At 66.9% G+C, this 20,535-nt stretch carries 22 protein-coding genes; 20 read left to right on the top strand and 2 right to left on the bottom strand.

Going from position 1 to position 20,535, the window contains the following annotated elements; translation table 11 throughout:
• The first annotated feature begins 43 nt into the window (after nt 1-43).
• The 18 genes from VHA82_RS14555 (at nt 44) to VHA82_RS14470 (ending at nt 16,581) form a co-directional block, all read left to right on the top strand.
• Nucleotides 44-343: a hypothetical protein gene (locus VHA82_RS14555; RefSeq protein ID WP_325544893.1), complete on the top strand. Its 300-nt coding sequence runs from the start codon at nt 44-46 to the stop codon at nt 341-343.
• A 19-nt stretch (nt 344-362) separates the two neighbouring features.
• Nucleotides 363-1,244, top strand: coding sequence for a hypothetical protein (locus tag VHA82_RS14550; protein WP_325544891.1), 882 nt, complete (start codon nt 363-365; stop codon nt 1,242-1,244).
• Between the two features lie 38 nt (nt 1,245-1,282).
• Nucleotides 1,283-2,107 carry a hypothetical protein gene (locus VHA82_RS14545; RefSeq protein WP_325544889.1) on the top strand — a complete coding sequence of 275 codons (825 nt, stop codon included), beginning with the start codon at nt 1,283-1,285 and terminating at the stop codon, nt 2,105-2,107.
• Between the two features lie 31 nt (nt 2,108-2,138).
• Entirely contained in the window at nt 2,139-2,759 is a 621-nt protein-coding gene (locus VHA82_RS14540) for a hypothetical protein (protein ID WP_325544887.1), read from the top strand.
• Nucleotides 2,760-2,771: 12 nt separating this feature from the next.
• On the top strand, nt 2,772-3,329 hold the full coding sequence (locus tag VHA82_RS14535) for a SycD/LcrH family type III secretion system chaperone (RefSeq protein ID WP_325544885.1): 558 nt from the start codon (nt 2,772-2,774) through the stop codon (nt 3,327-3,329).
• A complete protein-coding gene (locus VHA82_RS14530; RefSeq protein WP_325544883.1) occupies nt 3,326-4,432 on the top strand; it encodes a hypothetical protein in 1,107 nt (368 codons plus the stop codon). Before VHA82_RS14535 ends, VHA82_RS14530 begins: the two co-directional genes overlap by 4 nt.
• Before the next feature lie 22 nt (nt 4,433-4,454).
• The gene (locus VHA82_RS14525) at nt 4,455-5,768 is read left to right on the top strand and encodes a hypothetical protein (RefSeq protein ID WP_325544881.1); all 1,314 of its coding nucleotides are present in this window, start codon (nt 4,455-4,457) and stop codon (nt 5,766-5,768) included.
• A gap of 20 nt (nt 5,769-5,788) precedes the next feature.
• The gene (locus tag VHA82_RS14520) at nt 5,789-6,250 is read left to right on the top strand and encodes a hypothetical protein (protein ID WP_325544879.1); all 462 of its coding nucleotides are present in this window, start codon (nt 5,789-5,791) and stop codon (nt 6,248-6,250) included.
• Complete coding sequence (locus VHA82_RS14515) at nt 6,247-6,723, top strand: hypothetical protein (protein WP_325544877.1); 477 nt, start codon at nt 6,247-6,249, stop codon at nt 6,721-6,723. The genes VHA82_RS14520 and VHA82_RS14515 overlap by 4 nt, the downstream gene beginning before the upstream one ends.
• A 22-nt stretch (nt 6,724-6,745) precedes the next feature.
• Complete coding sequence (locus VHA82_RS14510; protein ID WP_325544875.1) at nt 6,746-7,153, top strand: hypothetical protein; 408 nt, start codon at nt 6,746-6,748, stop codon at nt 7,151-7,153.
• Nucleotides 7,153-7,965, top strand: coding sequence for a type III secretion system inner membrane ring lipoprotein SctJ (sctJ, locus tag VHA82_RS14505; protein ID WP_325544872.1), 813 nt, complete (start codon nt 7,153-7,155; stop codon nt 7,963-7,965). The genes VHA82_RS14510 and sctJ overlap by 1 nt, the downstream gene beginning before the upstream one ends.
• A complete protein-coding gene (locus VHA82_RS14500; RefSeq protein WP_325544870.1) occupies nt 7,962-8,654 on the top strand; it encodes a SctK family type III secretion system sorting platform protein in 693 nt (230 codons plus the stop codon). The genes sctJ and VHA82_RS14500 overlap by 4 nt, the downstream gene beginning before the upstream one ends.
• A complete protein-coding gene (locus tag VHA82_RS14495) occupies nt 8,621-9,358 on the top strand; it encodes an HrpE/YscL family type III secretion apparatus protein (RefSeq protein WP_325544868.1) in 738 nt (245 codons plus the stop codon). Before VHA82_RS14500 ends, VHA82_RS14495 begins: the two co-directional genes overlap by 34 nt.
• A 2-nt stretch (nt 9,359-9,360) precedes the next feature.
• Nucleotides 9,361-10,863: a type III secretion system ATPase SctN gene (gene sctN, locus VHA82_RS14490; protein ID WP_325544866.1), complete on the top strand. Its 1,503-nt coding sequence runs from the start codon at nt 9,361-9,363 to the stop codon at nt 10,861-10,863.
• A 289-nt stretch (nt 10,864-11,152) separates the two neighbouring features.
• A complete protein-coding gene (locus VHA82_RS14485) occupies nt 11,153-12,622 on the top strand; it encodes a hypothetical protein (RefSeq protein WP_325544864.1) in 1,470 nt (489 codons plus the stop codon).
• A 148-nt stretch (nt 12,623-12,770) separates the two neighbouring features.
• Nucleotides 12,771-14,807: a TolC family protein gene (locus VHA82_RS14480; RefSeq protein ID WP_325544862.1), complete on the top strand. Its 2,037-nt coding sequence runs from the start codon at nt 12,771-12,773 to the stop codon at nt 14,805-14,807.
• A 299-nt stretch (nt 14,808-15,106) separates the two neighbouring features.
• The gene (locus tag VHA82_RS14475; RefSeq protein WP_325544860.1) at nt 15,107-15,766 is read left to right on the top strand and encodes a hypothetical protein; all 660 of its coding nucleotides are present in this window, start codon (nt 15,107-15,109) and stop codon (nt 15,764-15,766) included.
• Nucleotides 15,712-16,581, top strand: coding sequence for a hypothetical protein (locus tag VHA82_RS14470; protein ID WP_325544858.1), 870 nt, complete (start codon nt 15,712-15,714; stop codon nt 16,579-16,581). Before VHA82_RS14475 ends, VHA82_RS14470 begins: the two co-directional genes overlap by 55 nt.
• A gap of 112 nt (nt 16,582-16,693) precedes the next feature.
• Here VHA82_RS14470 and VHA82_RS14465 read toward each other — a convergent pair whose 3' ends face one another.
• Nucleotides 16,694-17,158, bottom strand: coding sequence for a CesT family type III secretion system chaperone (locus VHA82_RS14465; protein WP_325544856.1), 465 nt, complete (start codon nt 17,156-17,158; stop codon nt 16,694-16,696).
• Nucleotides 17,159-17,360: 202 nt separating this feature from the next.
• On the opposite strand from VHA82_RS14465, the gene VHA82_RS14460 reads away from it, so the two are divergent.
• Both VHA82_RS14460 and VHA82_RS14455 read left to right on the top strand, forming a co-directional pair.
• Nucleotides 17,361-18,551: a radical SAM protein gene (locus VHA82_RS14460; protein ID WP_325544854.1), complete on the top strand. Its 1,191-nt coding sequence runs from the start codon at nt 17,361-17,363 to the stop codon at nt 18,549-18,551.
• Nucleotides 18,548-19,090, top strand: a complete 543-nt coding sequence (locus VHA82_RS14455; RefSeq protein WP_325544852.1) for a PaaI family thioesterase — start codon at nt 18,548-18,550, stop codon at nt 19,088-19,090. The genes VHA82_RS14460 and VHA82_RS14455 overlap by 4 nt, the downstream gene beginning before the upstream one ends.
• 137 nt (nt 19,091-19,227) lie before the next feature.
• Here the strand turns inward: VHA82_RS14455 and VHA82_RS14450 are convergent, their stop codons facing one another.
• Complete coding sequence (locus VHA82_RS14450; RefSeq protein ID WP_325544850.1) at nt 19,228-20,484, bottom strand: hypothetical protein; 1,257 nt, start codon at nt 20,482-20,484, stop codon at nt 19,228-19,230.
• Nucleotides 20,485-20,535: the final 51 nt, after the last annotated feature.

Genomic DNA, 20,535 nt, shown 5'->3' with positions numbered 1-20,535 from the left:
ACTCAATCAATGGACGGACTCTATCGCTGCGGAGGCACTCGGCATGAGCGACAGGATGAACCAGGAGATCGACAGGCTGATCGCCAACGGCAATCGGCTCATCGAGGAAGCGCAGGAAGCGCTCGAGCGCAGCAAGCGCTTCTACGCCGAACGCGGCATCGACCCCGGCAAGATCATGGAGCTCGTGCGGCTGCAAGGCGGCGAGGAAGCCGTGCGGGAAGTCGAAGCCGAAGTCGAGGCCGTGATGCAGCAGATTCGCGAGGAAGCCGAACGCCGCCAATTGCACGAAAGACCGCAGCGCCCCCCCGCGCGCGCGCCGCGCACCGCTCGCAAGATGGTCTGAGATCACTCAAGGAGGCCTCGTGAACAATACGTCCGCAGTCAACGTCACGGTGCCGCAGGTCGGCGTCGTGGAGGGCGTGAGCGCCGACACGATCCAGATGGCGATCGAGGCGAGTTTCGCGCAGCAGATGCGCTCGACGATCGCCGTGCACGAGCAGGCGCTTGCCGACGCCGAATCGAGACTGGATGGCCTCCAGGGCGTGCAGGACTCGTTGAGCGGTCTCACCAACTCCACGGTGGATGGCGACGGCGTCCCCGTCGTCCTGGTGGACTCCGCGCAGAAGGATGCCCTGAACGCCCAGCTCGCGGCGCAGGGGCTGCCGGCCCTGGACGCCGAGTTCCGGCCCTACGTCGTCGTGAAGCAGTACGACCGCCTGGGGAATGTCGAGTCGACCAGCTCCAAGCACGTGGCCGGGGCTCAGGAACTCGAAACGCTTCTTGCCGGAGACACCGTCGGACATACCGCCGACGGCGGCTATGGGCATATGGTCATGCATGCGAACGGATCCTTCACGGTCTACGAGGTGTTCGAGCCGGTCGTGCAGGCGGTGCGCGGCTCGGACGTCGCGGCGCTCAAGTCCCAGGTCGGAGCCGACGTGAAGGCGCTGTGCGACGAGGTGCATGCCGAGTCGCAGAGCATCAAGGCCCTCGCCGGCGCGCAGATCCAGCAGATGGCCGACTCCGCCGAGACGCGCCGGCGCCTGCGCAAGGGCAAGCTCGAGCACGACGACAAGGTGAACGAGCAGCACAAGCTCGACAACCTGAAGGCGATCGCGAAGCTGCAGCTCGACCACACGGAGCAGCTGAAGGCCGATCGGCAGCACGAAGAGCAGATGCACCGCACGCACGCCGCCGAGGCCCACAACCCCAACGTCGCCTCGCGCCCGGGCCGGGTCCGCTGAAGGCAACGCGACGTCCACCCTCCAGGAGTAAAGCGGACATGCCATTCGACACGACAGTCACCATCGACGTGGGATCGGTCGACCTCATCCTCACCGGCGTGAACCCGGGCGCGGACGGTTCGGAGAACTGGTACTACAAGCTCGCCGCGATCGGCATGCAGGTCGAGCAGCAGCTCGATGGCACCATCCGCACGTCCCTGCAGAAGGTGACGGATGCCACGACCGGCCTGCAGAACATGCAGCAGGGCTTCAAGGACATCCTGTCGTGGAGCCCGTCGGACTACGAATCCTCGGGTAGCTTCCTCGACCTGCTCATCCCATCGATGCTGATGCGGCGATCCAAGGAACTGCAGGCGAACGGGATCGACACTACGTCGATCGCCGATCGGGTCGGCCTGGAGTTCGCCAAGGGCACCGATCCCAAGGATCCGAACGCGACGACGTTCATCGCCAGCAACTTCGTGCCCCAGGCGATCCCGGTGAATTTCGCCGACATCAATCCTTACGGGAGCACCAACGGATCGCCGGAAATGCAGGACGGCAAGATGTACAAGTCGCAGGACAACGTCGTCTTCATCTACCGCTCCGCCAATCAGGATCACCTGATCCCGGGAGTCAACTACATCCCGGTGGATCCGAGTCAGATCATTCCCATCGTGACGCAGCCCACCCAGGCACAAATCACCGACTGGCAAAACCAGATGCAGGCGAAGGTCAACAGCGCGATGACCACCTCGCAGGTCCTCACGTCGCAGATGGAAGACCTGCGCACGAGGCAGAACTGGTGGCTCAACTATGCATCCGCCGCGGCGACGAAGGCCGCCAACCTGATGAACCGGCTGGCCCAGTTGCTGAGCAGCTGAGCCGCGAACCCCCATTTCGAGAGGTACCTTCATGGACCCCACCCAGGCACTCGCCCCCGTCGCAGACCCGTACGGCGACTTCGTGAACGGCTGGAAGCACGTGAGCGACCCGAACGATCCGGAATACGTGAGGGACCCGATCCGCGCCATGGCACTCGCGTTCGTGGGGCTCAGCATGCAGATCGCGGACATCTCGACGACCTACACCAACATGGTGGCCGGGCTGAACACCAAGCTGAAGGACGCCAACGAGGACCTGACGGCCCTCAACACCGCCGAAGGAAGCTTTTCGAGCAGCGCGGGAGACACGACCTCCGCAACCGTGTTCACGGGCTCGTCGGACGATGTGGACGAACGAAAGAAGCGCATGGAGTCGGAGGGGATCACCAACCACGGCTGGCTGGTCAAGAGCGGCCCGGACTCCAATGGAAATTACAAACTCAGCATCAACAAGCAGTACACGAGCGAAGCTGTCGCGAACGTGAAGACGTATATCGACGGCATCCAGGCGGACGAGCAGAAGCAGCAGGTGGACATGAACGCCGCGATCCAGCGCTACAACGGCTGCTTCGACGTCGTCGCCGACGCGATGAAGATGTACGGGCAGCAGGGGCTCCTCGTTGCCGAGGACATGAAGGCTGTCACCCTCTGAAAGCGCGAAGCCATGTCCGCCGTCCTCACCTCCATGCCCGCCACCGTCGAAGAGGGCTTCGCCCTTCTGGAGCGCATGTGCGCCGGCCAGACGCTTGCCGATGCGATGGGCCAGTCGCGCGAATCGCTCGAATCCATCTACCAGCTCGGCTACACGTTCTACAACCAGGGCAAGTACATGGAGGCGATGCGCGTCTTCGCCTACCTGCTCGCCGCCAACCACATGGACCCCCGGCACCACATCGGCTTCGGCGCGTGCATGCAGATGCAGAAACACTACGGCGAGGCGCTGCGCTTCTACGCCGCCGCGTCGAAGCTCGACCCGACGCAGCCCGAGCCCGCGCTCTACATGGCCGAATGCCACCTGGCGCTCGGCAAGCGCGGGGAGGCCCGCACCGCGATCCAGTTCGCGCTCATGCGCTCGCGCGCCGGCGCCGCCCACGGCTCTCTCGTGCCGCGCCTGGAGGCGATGCTCGCCTTCCTCGATGCCAACCCCGAGGCGGCCCCGTCCGATTCCAACAGCGCGGCCCCGCCTCCGGCCGCCGCGACGACACAGGAGAAAGTCGCATGACGACCTCAGTGAGTTCGGGAAGCAATTCCCAGCGCACCACCGCAACGCCGGCGCCCACGGGTGCCGCCGCCGCCAGCTCCGACTGGACGCAGCTCTGGGCCATCTACACGGGTGGAGGCGACGTTCCGCCCCCGTCAACGGGCGGCGGTTCGATCTCGATGCGGCCGACCCTGTCGCCGCCGGACGGCACCCTTCTCATCCTCTTCGCGAAGTCGGTGAGGCACGAGGCGACGAACGAGAGAGCCGCCACGAGCCGCAACGCCATCGACACGCAGAACAACCAGCGCGATTCGCTGGCCGCGCAGGAGAAGACGTATTTCGACCAGCTCCAGGCGGATGCGCAGCAGACGGCCGACGCGAACTCCACGCTGGGCGACACGAGCACGGCCGGCTGGATCCTCGGCGGCCTCATGGTCCTCGGCGGCATCTTCACGGGAGGCGCCACGCTCGCGATCGGCGTCACCCTCCTTGCGGCCGCCGCGACCACCGCCATCCTCAAGGACCAGGGCGTTCAGATCCAGAACCCCTCCACCGGCGAGATGCAGGACCTGAACCTCAACATCGACGGCATCGTGGACCTGGCCTCGGACGCCACCCAGGAGGCAGGCATGGGCCTGTCGGACAGCGACCTCACGAAATACAAGGAGGGCTGGACGATCGGCGTGACGCTCGCCCTCACCATCGGCATGGTCTGGGCGACCAGCACGGCCTCCACCGGCGCGGCGGGCGCCGAGGCCGGCGAGCTGAGCGCACTCGAGAAGTCGGCGGACGCGGCGGCCAAGGCCGGCAAGATGAGCGTGGCATTGCAGCGCACGGTGCAAGGCCTGACCGTCGTCACCGACCTGGCCGATGCTGGCAATTCGGCCTGGGCCGGTTCCGTGCAGATTCAGGTCGCCGAGCTCAATCGCAGCACGACGAAGACCGAGGGCGACCGCGATTACGTCCTGCAACTCCTCAAGATCTGCAGCCAGAACGGCAAGCTGTGGCTCAGCTGGATGCAGCAGGGCGTGGCCATGCAGATGGACAACCAGGGCGCCTGGGCCCAGATCCTGAAGGCCTTCGCCGCTACGCAGGCGAACATGAGTCGCGTCCCCACCAAGTAGTGAGTGAAGAGAAGGAATCGCAATGCCCAAGATCGAACGCACCGGCGACCCCCAGATACAGGCCCAGTTCAACGGCGTGCCGCCGACCACGGACGCAGCATTGCGCACGCACGCGGCTGAACCGGACCAGGCTCCGCCACCCCCCACGCGGTCTTCTTCGGGCAACGGCATGCCGCCACCGGGAAGCGGCAACTACGTGCCGGTTCCCGACGTGTCCGTGGACATCTACCGCCTCTATGCGGAGCAGCTGAAGGACGACATCGATGCCAACAAGGAGCTCGGCGTCGCGCTCGAGAAGATGGGATTCGCCAACCTGCGCAAGCAGGAGGCCCTGGCCAAGGAAGCGAAGACAGCCACCTACAGCTCCGCGGATGACCACTACAGCGAGGACTTGACCAAGGGCATCGCCACGGTCGGGGGCGCGGCCCTCGGTATCGCAGCGGGCGGGATGGGCGCGAAGAGCGTCGCCAAGTCGCACGCGACGAACAAGGCCTCCAACAAGGTCGACACCGAGGTCGAGAAGGTGAAGGTGCAGCAGGACCGCGCCACCGAGAAATTCCAGAGCGAATCCGATCACCTGAACAAGCGGCTGGACAATGCTCACGACATCCAGCGCAACGAGGCGGAGACCCTGCACCTGCAACAGCAGAAGGCGCAGGTCGAGCAGTCCAGCGGGATGACGCCGGAGCAGAGAGAGCACTATGGACGAATCCATGACGCGCAGCTTCACTCCCAGGACCGGCATGTTCAGGACCTGACGAGGACCAGGATGGCCGAGCTGGAACAGCAAGGCGCCGTGAACAAGCAGCAGCAAATCCAGGACATCGACGGGCAGATCGCCAGCAAGGCCACGGAGCGGCAACGCCTGGGCGCCGAACGCGAGCACCTGCGGCTGCAGGGCAAAGACAGGGTTGGAGACGACAGCCCCGACGGTCTCACGAAGCACATCCAGCAGAAGCAGACCAAGCACAATCGCCAGATTCACGCCACGAACCGCGTGATCGAAGGCAAGAAGCTCGGTCAGGCGTCCAGCCAGGCCGAATCCAAGCTGCACGGCGATATGAGCCAGATCTGGAACAGCCGCGCCATGGCGGTCGGCCAGCTGGGGGGCGGCGTCGGAGGGGCCGCGGCCGCGCAGGACGCGCAGAACGCAACGAAGAACAAGGCCGACGCCGATTTCGCGGGCACGCAGGCCCAGATCGCGAGTTCCTCGAGCCAGAACTATTTCGGCGGCTACGACAACGCGATGGATTCGGCCAAGCAGATGCGCCAGGCGCTGCACGACTACAACGATGCGATGGTGCAGACCCAGGCCAAGACCGCGAACCTCGTCTGAAGCACACAGGAGCCACGCCCGTGAACGCCATCCAGGACGAATCCAGCGCCGCGAGCACGCGCAGCGTCGCGGAGATGATGGACTTCTCCGTCCGCCTCACCGACGAGCAGGCCGACTCGCTCTACCGCTACGCGCACAGCCAGGCGTCGCAGGGCCGCTACGCGCCGGCGCGCGCGCTGATCTCCCTCTTGCGGCTGCATCGCCCCAGCGAACCCGTGTACGCGCAGGCGCTCGGCGTGTGCTTTCGCAACCTCGGTCTCTACGAAGAGGCGGCAATCCAGTTCTCGCAGGCGTACGACATGCAGCCGGAGGACCTCGAGCTCGTCCTGCAGACCATCGACTGCCTGCAGCGGATGGGGCGGCACGAGCAGAGTCTGGGCCTCCTGCGCACGCTCGTCGAAGTCGCCCACGGCCGCGGCAGGACCGACATCGCCGAGCGCGCCGAGGCGCTGATCGAATTCATGGAGGCACCCCGGCAATGAGCACGACCCACCCCAGCGAGTTCGACGCCGAAGCGATCCGGCTCATCGCCGAGATCGGCTTCATCGGCGCGCGCACCGGCCAGACGGCCGCGGCCCGCGCGCTCTTTCAATCGCTCATGGTGCTGCGGCCCGAAAGCACGATGCCCGTGATCGGGCTCGCGATGTCGGAACTCGGCGCCGAAAACCCGGAGGACGCCGCGCGCATCCTGCGCGACCAGGGGCTGAAGCAGTACCCCGGCGACGGCGAGCTGCTCGCGTTCCTCGCGCTCGCGCTGCATCTGGCCGGCCACAACGCGGAAGCGGCGAAGGTGCTCGCGCCCGTGCTCGAAGGCCCGCGCGACGCGGCCGAGCCGCACGTGCGGCTCGCATCGGGCCTGATCGACATGATCAACGGAGGGCCGAGCGCTTCGCGACCCGCGCCCCGACTGAACGGCCACCTGGCCGCCCATCGAAATCCCGCTCACTGCCATTGAGAGCGCCTGAAGGAAACCCATCATGCCGAACCCCGTCGAACTCGTCGCGCAGGCAACGTTTCCCTCGACCCCGCTCAACGAACCGGTCCTGCGCGCGGTGCCCGATTCGGAAGCGGCGAGGCTGACCGATCTCCTGTCCGATCAGGTGGTGCCCGCGCAGGCGGGCGCCCCGGTGGCGCCCTCGCACGCGGCGGAGGGCCACACGATGGGCTCGAAGATGCTGCAGACGCTCGTCTCGTGGGGGCAGTCGTATTCGCAGACGATGGACGGGATCGCGCAGCGCCTGAACAGCAATTCCGGCGCGATGACGATTTCCGACGTGCTGCACGTGACCGTCGATCTCACGAAGGTGTCCGTCATGACCGAGATGGGCAGCAAGGCCGTGTTCAAGCTGACTTCCGAGGTCGACCAGCTCATCAAGCCGCAGTGATGGACGCGCGCACCACTTCCTTCGCACGCGGCTTCGGCCTGGCCCGGCTGGCACGCATCGCGAGCCTCGTTGTCGTCGCGGCGCTGGCCGGATGCGGCGGCTCGGTGGAGCTCCTGTCGAACATGAACGAGCGCGACGCCAACGACGTGATCGCGGCGCTCAGCGAATCGGACATCAAGGTGCAGAAGGTGCCCGCGAAGGACGGCGCGGTGAACCTCACCGTCGACCAGTCCAACGTGGCGCGCGCCATCACCGTGCTGAGCGCCGAGGGCATGCCGCGCGAACACCGCGCGACCATGGGCGACGTGTTCAGGAAGGAAGGCCTCATCTCCTCGCCGCTGGAAGAACGCGCGCGCTACCTCTGGGCGCTGTCGCAGGAACTTTCCGAAACGATCTCGCAGATCGACGGCGTGCTGCGCGCGCGTGTGCACGTGGTGCTGCCGGAACGCAGCACGGGCGGAGATCCGCCGCTGCCCTCTTCGGCCGGCGTGTTCGTGAAGCACCAGCGCAACATGAACCTCGACGACTCGGTGCCGCAGATCAAGCGGCTCGTGGCAAGCAGCATTCCGGGACTCTCGCCGGAGAAGGTGACCGTCGTGCTCGTCGCCTCCGGCTCGACCCTGCCCGCGAGCGCGGCGATGGCCGCCGCCAAACCGGTCCGCACCGCCAGCGTCTCGCCCTGGCAGGCGACCGCATACGGCCTCACCGCGCTTTCTGTCCTGTGCATGGGCGGCTTCGGCGCCTGGCGCACGTTCGGCAAGCAGCGCGGCCTGCAGGCGCAGGACGAAGACGAGGCGGCGGAGACCGCATGATCGGCACCGGTCAGGAGACTCCCCCCGCGGGCGCCGCTGCCGAGGGCTGGGTACGCCTGATCGGCGAGCGCGCGGACGTCGCGCGCGGCATCTGTCTTTTCAACCAGAACCCCGCCGACTACATCGATGAGTCGCGGCGCGAGGAATTCTTTCCGCCCGCGCTCGATGCAGGCGTCTGGCGCTGCGAACGCTCGCGGCGCCACCTCTCGCGCCACATCCTGCAGCGCATCGGCGAGGGCTGCCTCGAACTGCGCCGCCCCGAGTGGCCGGTGGCCCTCCTCGCGCGCGAACGCCTCGACCGGCTTTGCCTGCACGTCACCGCCGCGCTCGTCGGCGCGCGCGTGAGGCGTTGCATTTCCCGCGTGGACGTGCTCAAGTGGCGCGAATGGCTCTCGCAAGAGGCGCACGAATTCGCGCTGACCCGCGCGGGGCTGCTGCCGGCCACCGCGACCGAGCCCACCGTCGTCATCGAGGACACGACGGCGCTCGACGTGGGCCGCGCCTGGGTCGTGGCCGCGAGCCGCGGCTGGGCCGAGCCGACGGCGAAACGATTCATGCTCAAGCTGCCCGCGGGAGATTTCCCGCGCTCGGATGCGCTCGACGGAGCATCCGCGTGGCGGCTCGTTTCATCCGTCCTTGCGATCGTGGAGTCACGGTGGTATTCGTCGTTCGCGACCATTCGCGACTGAGCCGCCCCGAGGTGGCCGGCAAGATCATCAAGGCGAAGGACTTCTGGGCCTTCAAGGAGATGGAGCGCGCGCTCGCCGACGCGAAGCAGGAGGGCGAGCAGATTCGCGCCGAGGCCAAGGAGGAATACGAGGCCGAGCGGCGCCGCGGCTACGAACGCGGCACGGAGGAAGCGCGCCTCGAGCAAAGCAGCAACATGGTGGAGATCGTGAGCCAGACGGTGGAGTATTTCACCAACGTCGAATCCCAGATGGTCGATCTCGTGCTCGACGCGGTGCGCAAGGTGGTGAACGACTTCGACGACCGCCAGCGCGTCACCACCGTCGTGAAGAACTGCCTGGACCTCGTTCGCGGGCAGAAGCACCTCACGCTGAACGTGAACCCCACGCAGGTCGACTACATGCGCAGCCAGGTGGCCGAGCTGCAGAAGATCTATCCGAGCGTGTCGCACATCGACGTCCACCCCGATGCGAAACTCGCGCTCGACGCGTGCGTGATCGAGTCGGAGATCGGCATTGTCGAGGCGAGCCTCGCGGGGCAGCTCGATGCGCTGCACGATGCGCTCTCGGTCGTCTTCGAGCAGAAGGCGGCGCCTGAAGACGAAGAAGAAGAAGATGGCGGCGGCTACGGTTACGGCGACGACGACGGCGACGGCAGCGGCGGCACCGACAGCGGCGGCGGCGGGACCGAAAGGCAAGCGTCCTAGCCATGGACGACGCGGCGCCGCCCAAGGGTTCTCCCGCGAGCGCGGTGCAGCCGGCCGCGCGGCGCAGCGCGCGGCGACCGCCGAGCGAACTCGCGCCCTCGGCCCCGCCCTCGTCGGCTTCCGCTCCCGCGCGCAGCGTCGCGGCCAGCGCGAGCGAACTCCCGGTCGCGCGGCGCTCCGCCCGCGAACTCGACTACATCGCGAAGCTGCTGCACGGCGCGGTGGGCCAGGCTTCCACCGTCAAGATGCGCGGCCGCGTCATCCAGGTGGTCGGCACGATCGTGAAGGCCATCGTTCCGTCGGTGAAGATCGGCGAAGTCTGCATCCTGCGCAACCCGGCCGACGGGCGCGAGACGCAAGCCGAGGTCGTCGCCTTCGCCAAGGGCTCGGCACTCCTCATGCCCGCCACCGGCACGCAAGGCATTTCCGCGGACACGGAGGTGCTTCCGACCGGCCGCGAGCAGCTCGTTCCCGTGGGACGCGCGCTTCTCGGTCGCGTGCTCGACGGACTGGGCGAGCCCATGGACGCCGAGACGAAGGGGCCGCTGCACGCGGCGAAGCACTATCCCGTCTACGCCGAAGCGCCCGACCCGCTCAGCCGGCGCCTCGTGGACCGGCCGCTGCCGCTCGGTGTGCGCGCGATCGACGGGCTCCTCACCTGCGGAGAAGGCCAGCGCCTGGGCATCTTCGCCGCGGCGGGCGGCGGCAAGTCCACGCTCATGGGCATGCTCGTGAAGGGCGCCGCGGTCGACGTGACGGTGGTCGCGCTGATCGGCGAGCGCGGACGCGAGGTGCGCGAGTTCCTCGAACGCGATCTGGGCCCCGACGGCATGGCGCGCGCCGTGATCGTGTGCGCGACTTCCGACAAGTCCGCGATGGAGCGCGTGCGCGCCGCGTTCGTGGCCACCGCGATCGCGGAGTATTTCCGCGACCAGGGCCAGCGCGTGCTGTTGCTCATGGATTCGGTCACGCGCTTCGCGCGCGCGCAGCGCGAAATCGGCCTCGCGGCGGGCGAGCCGCCCACGCGCCGCGGCTTTCCGCCGAGCGTGTTCGCGACGCTGCCGCGCCTCATGGAGCGTGCCGGCACGAACGACAAGGGTTCGATCACCGCGATGTACACGGTGCTCGTGGAAGGCGACGACATGACCGAGCCCGTGGCCGACGAGACGCGGTCGATCCTCGACGGCCACATCATTCTTTCGCGCAAGCTCGGCGCGGCGAATCACTACCCGGCGATCGATGTGCTTTCTTCCGCCTCGCGCGTGATGAACGCCCTCATCTCCCCCGAGCATCGCCAGGCCGCGGGCATGGTGCGCGAGCTGATGGCGAAGTACCAGGACATCGAACTCCTGCTGAAGGTGGGCGAGTACAAGAAGGGCTCGGACCGCATCGCCGACATCGCGATCGACAAGCACGATGCGATCCGCAAGTTCCTGCGGCAGGGCACGCACGAGCAGGTGAGCTGGGCGGAGACGCTCACCCACCTGCGCTCGATCGCGGCGTAGCGCACGCCGCGCACGCCGCGCGGGGAACCCTGCCCAAGCGGGCGTTACGCACAATGCGTTCCTTACCCCTCCGATCGGAGCCGCATTGCAGCGTCAAACCATTGCCTCGAACAAGAGCGCCGATTTCCTGCGGTTGCCTGCTGGCGCCCGCGACAGGGCCCGCAGTGCGCCGGGTCCCGCCAGGCTCGCGCAACGGGTCCGGCACCAGCCGCCGCCTCCTCCCGAGCCGCGGCCTCGGCGATCGACCTCTTCCACGGCCGATCGCAATGGCGTCGGACACTGGCAACGGGTGTATGCCGGCTTTGCCGAATCGGCGTTGCAGGCGCTTCGCGAGAACCGGGCCGCCGACGCATTGCGCTCGTTCCGCGACGCGGCTCGCGCGAGCGCGTGCATGGTCGCGGCGCACGAGTGCGGCGGCCCCCTCGAAGCACCGGACGAGGCGCTTCAGCCGCGCGTTCGGCTCACGATGCGTGCGCTCGGATTGCTCGAGGAACGCAACTGGCAGCAGCTCGTGAACGAGATCGACGAAAGTCCCACCGTGGGCATGCTGAGGTCGGCCCTCTACACCACGGGAGGGTTGCTCTCCTCGCAGGAGCACCACCGGCGCGGAAGGGAAATTTCGCAGGTGGCGGTGGAACTCGACACCATGCTCGCCATGCTGAGCATCGAGAAGCGCGCGTTCGCCGCTTCGAGCGATGCGCAATTCCTCCGCCCCGACAGGGACGTGCGCACGGCCATGACCGAAGTCTTCGGCGTCGCATTCGGACCGCTCGGCCAGCCGTACGTGAATCGCATGCTCGCGGTCGAAGCCACGCAGCAGGCCGTGCGGAGCAACCTGCAGTCCATTGTCTCCACGCCTTCGGAATGCGAAGAGGACTTCCCGCCGGGGGTCGACGGACTGATGTGGCACAGTCTGGGACGCGCCGACTACACGGTGAACGGCCTCGCTCCCATCGACCGCGCTACCTGGTCCGGCGACGATGCGACCCGCTGGGTCGCCATGACGCGATTGGCTGATGCTGTCCAAGGCAACGCCACGCAATTGCGCACGCTCTCGCGCATCGCGAACGAGCGAGCCATGAACTGGATCGGGTTCGCAATGCCCGACGGCCGTGAAGGCATGCTGCTCGGACGCCGCTCGATGCGCTTCGACATCCGCCAGGTCGAGGAAGGAGGCTTGCGCGTGCGCTGCACCTGCGCGATCCCGAACGCGACGCACTTGCTGCCCGCGGCCGGCAGCCCCCCGGTGACGCTGCGCAAAGGCATGTCCGCGGCCTGCGCCTACGATGTCCTGATCCGCGCCGATGGAAGCGCCGACGTGATTGAGCCGCTCAGCCATGAATACGACGCCGAACCGGACGAATGGAGCGCGTCGCACGGCAAGCTCTATCCGAAGCCGGACGGTGCCGCCGATCTTCATGGCGCGGAATACTCGTGGCACCTGCGATCCGATTTGCGCGAGTATTGCGACAACGACCGGGAACGCAGCGGGCTCGCATTCCTCGACGCCGCGGAAAGCTTTGCCGCCGAGCGCGATCCGAGCCGCGACGAACTGGACAAGATCATGCGCCGGTGGTTCGAGTCTCCGTCGGAGCTCGAAATCTCCGAGAAGGCGCTCACCACGGTGAGGTCGCGCGCGCGTGCCTGGGGCACCCTGACCGCGCAGGAACGCCAGGCGCTGTTCGCGGCCGCGGTCGCCGAGGTGCGGCAGACCCTTTGGCGCGGCCCGGCGCTGCGTCTGCTGGCGGCCTTGAACTAGACGAAGGTCGGAGATTTTGAAATCCGCGGTCGAGACTTAAGTCTGATGACTCGCCTGGAAGGCCCACCTACAGTCCACCGACGAATTCAGTGAACTGCCAACTTTGGAGTTGAGGGCCATGGGACCGACCAAGCAGAGGATTTCTCCGTTGTTCCGTCGCAATGCGCGCGCGGCCGCCGCTGCCGTCGTCGCGGCCGCTTTCGTGCTGCTGGGAGGCTGCGCCGTTGCCCCCAGGCCCGCCACGCAGGATGAAGTCACCGCGCGCATGAAGGACGACGTGTCCAAGATGTACGTGGGCCAGGACCCCATCACGGGTCCGCTCACTTTCGAGGAGGTCGTGGCGCGCACGCTCAAGTACAACCTCGACTACCGGCTGAAGAAGATGGAGTCGGCCCTCGCCTTGGGCATCGCCGACCAGGCGAGCTATGACATGCTGCCGAACCTGGTGGCCTCCGCGGGCTACCGCACGCGCAACAACGATTCGGGCGGCACGAGCCTCGGCATCGAGGACCGCCTGCCGTCGCTGCGGCCCTCCACTTCCGAGGACCGGCACCATGCGATCGCCGGCGCGGAATTCTCCTGGAACGCGCTCGACTTCGGCGTCTCCTACTACCGCGCGCGCCAGCAGTCCGATCAGTTCCTGATCGCCGAGGAGCGCCGCCGCAAGGTCGTGCAGAACATGATCCAGGATGCGCGCAACGCTTTCTGGCGCGCGCTCGGCGCTCAGCGCTTGCTTGCCGAGACGACCGCTGTCACCGAACGCGCGCAGGCCGCGTTCGCCCGCTCCCGCGAGGCGGAAGCGCAGCGGCTCATCAGCCCCGCACAGGCGCTCGCCTACCAGCGCGCCCTGCTCGATGCCATCACGCAGCTCAATCTGCGTCGCCAGGACCTCGAATACGCCAAGCGCGAGCTCGGCGCGCTCATGAACGTCGAGCCCGGCGTCGACATCGTGCTGGCCGACTCGCCCGAAGCGCCCCTGCCGCCCGTGCCCGGCGACGTGCGCAAGCTGGAAGAAACCGCCCTGCTGCAGCGCCCCGAACTGCGCGAGGAAGACTTCAGGAAGCGCATCTCCGCCGACGAGGCGAGGAAGCAGCTCTTGTCCATGTTTCCCAACCTGAACTTCGACGTGGGGCCGCAGTACGATTCGAACTCGCTCCTGTACAACAACAACTGGATCCAGGGCGGCCTGCGCCTGTCGTGGAACCTGATGAAGCTGTTCTCGCTGCCGGCGATCCAGCGCAACGCCGAACAGCAGGACCGCACCGATCAGGTCCGGCGCATGGCGCTTTCCATGGCGGTGATGACGCAGGTGCGCATCGGCGTGGAGCGCTACCGCATGGCACTCGAAGACTACCGCCTCGCCGATGCCGGCGCGCAGGTCGACAAGCGCCTGGCCGACTACACGAAAGCGGCCGTGAGTTCGCGCCTGGACAGCGAACTGGAGGCGATCCGCACCCAGGCGCGCGCCGTGCTGGGCGCCTACCAGCGCATGGCGGCTTACGGACAGGCGCAGATGGCGTTTGCCCGCCTGTACAACTCCGTCGGCATCGACGCCCTGCCGGACGAAATCGAGAGCAGCAGTCTGCAGGAGCTCACGAACCACGTTCGCGATCACCTGAAGGCCGTCGAGAAGGAAACGCTCCCGCTCACGTCCAATCTCTTCGTGCAGGTCTCCAAGGTGTCGCTGCACATCGCGGGCGTGGACGATTCCGACACCCTCGTGCACATGACGGGCATGGTGAAGGAGTTCCTCGCGCGCAACGAGATGCAAGCCGCGGACGACGGCCTGCCCCTCACCTTCACGATGACACGCAACCCGGCGAATGACGGCCTGGAGAAGGTGCGCTGGTCGATTGTGGCGGCCCGCGAAAATGGCGAAGTGCTCGGCGAGGCGGAGCACGCCACGACACTGCCCACGAACGCGCGGCCCTCGGCGTATGAAGCGACACTGGCCGCTGCGATGACTTCCAAGCTGCCGCAGCTGCGCGCCTGGATGGCGAAGCAGACGCAATACGCACAGGCTGCACAGGCTGCACAGGCTGCACAGGCTGCACAGGCCGCACAAGCTGCGCAGGCCGAGCAAGCCGCACAAGCCGAGCCGACAGCGCAAGAGCCGCAATCGACGCAAGACTCGCAAGCAGTCCAGGCGTCGCAGGCGACCCAGGCAGTTCAAGACACGCACTAAGCGACATCCGCTGCGGGCGCGCAAGGTCTAACGCGCTCGCTGACGCGGACAGGCCCCGTCGATCTCGTTTCAGCGCACCCCCTCGCGCGAACTGCCGAGCCGCCTCGGAATTTCTTCGAGAGTCGCTGCACTCCTGCGGCACGCGCAACCTGCCCGCGTGTCCCCGGCGCGCGCCGCTTCCGGCGTCCACCGAGGCCAACGTCTATGTCCGCCTTCGCCCGCGGGAACCTGGACCTCCGTATGTGGCAATTTACGTGGCGCCGTCTAAGATTTTCTGAACGGCGTGTCGGAGCAATGCAATGCAATCAACCGCGACGAGTTCAGTCCAATCGATCCTCCAGCAGGGCGCCCAGCGGCTTCTGGCCGCGGTCGCGAGCTTCCGGGATTCCGTCTCGCATTTCCCCGCGGGGCAGGATGCTTCCGAATCCGGCATCGAGAAGGCCCCTTCGAGCCTCCTGGAGTTCGAAAACGCCCTGGCCAATGTGCATACGCGCAGCGTGCTGCGCGAACGGCTGGAACGCCGCGACGGCAATGGGTGCTTCGAGTTCCTGATCTCTGCTCGCAGTTTCCAGGAGTCGCGCAACCCCCTGCAGCGCTTCCAGCTGCTGCGTGCGCTCGTGCATCGCTTCGTCCGCGCGGACGCGGAGCGCCCGCTCCCGCTGTCGGACGCGTGCCGCCGCGAGCTGCTGCGCGAGTGCGGCGCCTGGATCGACAAGGAACGTGTGCCCGCTGGCGCGCGCCTCGACTCGCTCAAGAAGGCGACCCACGAGATCCAACGCCTCCTTGCAGCAACGCCGCATGAGTCGACCGAACCCTGCCGTGCCTTGGCCTTTGGTATAGATGTGAAGCGTGCCCGTGCCTCCTACGATGCCATGACGAAAAAGAAGCCGGAGGAAGACGGATCATGCTCGATGCCGGGGCGCAGCAGCTCTCCATCACGGACGCGCGCCAGCGCATAACGCCCCCCGATCCGTCTCACGGCGGCGGACCCTCACCCGCCTGCATGGCGGGTCTGCCCAGTTTCTCCCAGCTCACGCGCTGCACTTGGGGCACCCACGTGACGGTGCGCGGTCAACCCGCCAAGTTCCATCAGGCAGGCCTCATCGAGGGTTGCGAGATCGTGATCGTTCTCGCGGGCGGCAACGACGTTCTGGCCGCGGCGTGCCGCCACAAGGAATCGGCCTGCCTCGGCGAGGTCGCCTATTACTTCGACTACGCGCGTGCCGGCCTGAGCATCGGCACCCCCTCCGCCGCGCCGCTGCTGCGGGAACAGGCGGCCACGTGCCTGCGCGCGGGCGACACGGTGGCGCTGAACGGCTCGCTCTGCACCTTCCTCGAATCGAAGCGCCAGGCCGACGAGCTGTGGCTCACGCTGCGAACGGTATCGGGCCAGGAGCACGCGCTTCACCGGCTCGGAGCCGATTGCGTCGACGACCGCAACTGGGGAAGGGTCTGGAGAGTCACCTGGCGATCGGCGCTGCAGCTGCACCTCGCCTCCACGAGGCTGCCGACGTTCGCCGAGCTCGCGATGCTCGATGCCGGAACGCTCGTCACCCTCGGATCGGATGCACAGGCCGCCAGCATGCAAGGCACGCAGTTGCGAGACGGCACCAAACAGTTCGTGCTGGTCGAAGCGGCTCCGTGGCTCAACCTGCATCAGGCCGACAGCGAGCTCGTGGCGGGCAGCCGGAACTGGGTGTATCGGATCCGCTTCGAGGAAGCCGGATTGCGCCTCGCCGAAGCAAAAAAAACCGCCGAACGCGTCGGCGGGTGAAAAAGGGGCCGGCAAGAGGAGGGGGGTGCGCGGCCCCAGGGATGAAAGGCGAGAACTCGGGGAGTACCGGTGGCGGCCGAAGAGCGGGTGCGGAAGGCGAGATGCGGCGGCGCTACACGCGCTGTCCTTCGGCGGACTGCAGATGCGGCAGGAACGATCCCGGCGCGGGCTGCACCGCCGCCGCGATGCCTTGCCACATCTGGCTGCCATGCTTGGCGATGTCGGACAGTTCCTGCCAGAGCTCCTGGGCCCTCAGCGACGAATGCAGCCGCATTCGCATCGTGATCACGACATCGTCGGAATCGGGAAACAGGCTGAAGACGCATTCGCCCCCGAAACCGCTCACATAGTTGGCCTCCAGCAGCGCCTTCGCGACGATGTCGGACTGCTCGGCCGGAAAGCCGCCCAGGAGGATGCGGACCTGCAGCAGGTCCTCGTCGTACGTGGGCTCGTGCACGAGGAGCGCGTTGAACTCGCCGATGCGCACGCGGCCGTTCTCCAGCAGTCCCTTCGCGTCGGCCATTCCGGCCACGCGCGCCAGGTCCTGCAGCAGCAGTCTGTACTGCTCGGAAGTCATGAATTCCTCCTGCGGCCGATCGCGGCTCGACCCGCACTGAGTGAGTGACTCTCGGGACGAATCGGTTCCAGTGCGGCCCGCCGCTCGGCCGCTTCACCGCAGTGTGCCCGCGCCGGTAACGACGCGGACCAAGACTTAAGTATGGGATCGCAATCGCGATATCGGCTCCTAAACTCGCGCGCTTCAACAGGGAGGTAATCCAATGGTTTCCGATTCAACCGTATCGCCGGTTGTGTGGCATCCGCGTCCCCCTCGCGCGCGAGGCGACGATTCCGCACGACGATCCCAGATCAACGGCCTCGAGCGCATCTCGGAGCTTCTCGAAGACGACCCCCAGCTCGCGCGCCGCTTCCACGAAGTCGCGGCCTACCAGAGGCGCATCCGCGTGAGCGAATATCACCTCACCAACGCCTGCAACATCCGCTGCAAGGGCTGCTGGTTCTTCGAGGGCGGGCTCGACAGGCACACGCGCGACGAAACCAATCTGGACGAGATCGAGGCCTTCGTCGTGCGCGAGACGAAGCAGCGAAGGATCAACTCCGCCCTCGTGATCGGCGGAGAACCCGTGCTCTTCCCGCGGCGCCTCGCCATCTTCGCGAAGCACATGCGCCATCTCTCGATCTGCAGCAACGGGCTGAAGAAGCTTCCGGTGGAGGGTTTCGAGAAGGTGGGCGTCGGCGTGAGCGTGTGGGGAGGCGGCCCGGCCGACGACGAGATGCGGGCCATCAAGCCGAACGGCGCGAGGTTCGAAGGGCTCTTCGATACCGCGCTCGAGAACTACCGCAACGACCGGCGCGTGACCTTCGTGTACGCGGTGACCGAAGGCAGCCTGGAGCACATCGAGCCCACGGTGCGCCGGATTCGCGACAACGGCAACCCCCTCATCTTCAACTTCTACAGCGACTACACGAGCGAAGAACCCATCGCCGTCGCGCGGCAGCAGGAACTCATGGCGGAGCTGCTGCGCGTGCGCGAGCTCTACCCGCGCACGGTGATCTCTCACCCCTACTACATCCGCGCCATGGTCACGGGCCGCTCGCATTGGGGCGAGTTCGGCTATGACAGCTGCCCGTCGATCAGCCGGGATCATCCGGCCCACGGCGAGCGCCTTGCCAACGGTAATCCGGTGCTGCCGCTTTTCAACAGTTTCGCGGCCGACATGAAAAGCGTGACTTTCTGCTGCACGTCCGGCCGCTGCGATGGCTGCCGCGACAGCCAGGCACTCGGCAGCTGGCTGCTCGTGAACATGACCCGCTTCGCGGACGATCTCGCGCAGCTGCGCACCTGGGTGGAACTGGCCGAATCCTGGTGGGCCCAGTTCTCCTGGTCTCCCTATCACTGCCATGCCACCGAAGAGAGCATCTCAACGACCCCTTGCGAGGAAGCACTATGAATCCGGTCTTCGGCCTCTTCGAAGCGCATCTGCACGAAGCGATGGACATCCCCCTGGACGCCGCGGCGCGGCGTGCGTGGCAGGACCAGTTCAACCAGTGGCCGGCGGTGCGGCATTTCGCGCTGGAACTCGACCTGTCGCACTCGAAGGCGGTGAGGCTCGTCATGCATGAACAGCAGCCCTTCCACCTCGGCGGCTCGGGAGACGCCGGGGCCGGCGGCGGCAGTGCCGTGAACGGCGCGATCCTCGCGAGCATGTTCGATGGCGTGCTCGGCGTGGCCGGCGCATTGCAGCAGCCCGGGCGACGCGCGGGAACCGTCGAGCTCTCGATCAAGTTCCTGCGCCCCGTCATGGGCACGCCCAGTGCCTTCGGCTGGGCGCTCAAGCGGACCGACACGATGGTGTTCGTCGAGGCGATCCTGCTGGACGAATGCCACCGCCGCTGCGCACAGGCGAATGGAATCGTCTCCGCGGCAGCAAGTCCGTCGCGGCAGCCGCCGGCCGAGCGATCGTCACGCGTCCTCGAACCGTCGCACTGAAGCAAGGAAGCCTGGAACGAGCGTTGCGCTCGCTTCCAGGCTTCGCTCGCGAAACACTTGCGCGTCTGACTATGCCGCGAATGCGGCGCCCCGATGTGCGGCGCTACGTCCGGCGCATCGGGATGAACCGACTCAACTCAGTTGACGCCCCACGCGAGCCTGGCGGCGCCTTCCCCGAACTGCACGACACGCAGGTCGGAAAGCTGCTTGAGATTCGCGAGAAAGGCTTCGTTGTTGCGGAAGTTCGAAAGACACCCCGGCATCGCAATGCTGCGAATGCCGGTGCCGTACTTCGCACGGCACCAGGTGTCCAGCGCCTCCCAGCCTTCGTGCTTCATCGAAATCATGCGACGCCCCACGGATTCCGAGGCTGTCATGTCGACGCTGCCGGCGTGCACGCTCTCGAGAATCTGCAGCGCGAGGCAACGGATGTCGCGCCGGACGTCACCGTTCAGCACGACGCGCGAAGCGCGGATCAGCGCGTCTTCCAGATTGGCGAAGCACTCGTCCTTCACGATGGCGGTCGGCGTGGCGTCGCGCTGTCCACCGGAGGGGTTCGTGAAGAACTCCCATACCTTGGCGGGCCAGGAAGGACGCTTGCCATCGGTAGCCGCCGTCCTGAAGGTCGCGGCGGCCGGATGCCTGCGTGACGCGATCGGCACGGCGGCTTCCTGCGCGACCGGCAGCTGCACGTCGTTCGAGGTCAACCGATATCGGGTGACGCCCAGCTCGTCGGTGCCCACAGCGTCCACCTGAACGCCCCCCACGCGCGACATCGCAAGCAGGATGTCTCCCGCGAGCTCGGCCGAAACCGTGAGGCCGCGAGGCGCGATCACCTCGACGTCCACCGTCGCGGGGCAGCGGATTTCCACGTGGATCGGCCGCGAGAGGTCCGCGAGCGCGCGAAGATCGACGACGCGGGTTCCGCGGTCCAGCGCCATGCTGATTCCGCGCAGTCCCCGCACGGCGCGGATCGCGCCGAACGCCGTGTCGCAGCCGAGGAGCTCCGGAAGAACGATTTCGCTGAAGCGTTCTTCGCAGGCATTCTGGATGTCGCGCCACGCGGCCGCGGTAAGACGCTTCAGGATCAGGATCTCGCCGCACGCGGGATCGTCGTAGCGGCCGAGGCTCTCGCGGGCATCGCCAGCCGCCTTGCGGTTGGCCATGCTTTCGAGCTCGAGGCGGCGCAGATCGAGCGCGCCGCCCGCGACACATCCGAGAAGGGATTCGACGACGTCGGAGGGCGCGAGCGCGAAGACACGATGGTTCGCGAGCCCTTCGAGATCTCGAATCAGCTCGCCACGGGCCGCGGCGACGGCGGCTTCGATTCTGCGCCACACGCGCAGGTTGGGCGGCTCGGTGAGCGTGACGCGTTCGTCTCGGACCCGGGGCATGCACGTTGCGTCAGCTTGCAGAATATCGGCTTGCAAGTTTTCCTCCTTTTG

The organism is Ramlibacter sp., from assembly GCF_035548915.1.
Classification (GTDB): Bacteria; Pseudomonadota; Gammaproteobacteria; order Burkholderiales; family Burkholderiaceae_C; genus Ramlibacter.
The sequence above is the reverse complement of the archived record's forward strand: the minus strand, read 5'-3'. Positions and strand labels throughout refer to the sequence as shown.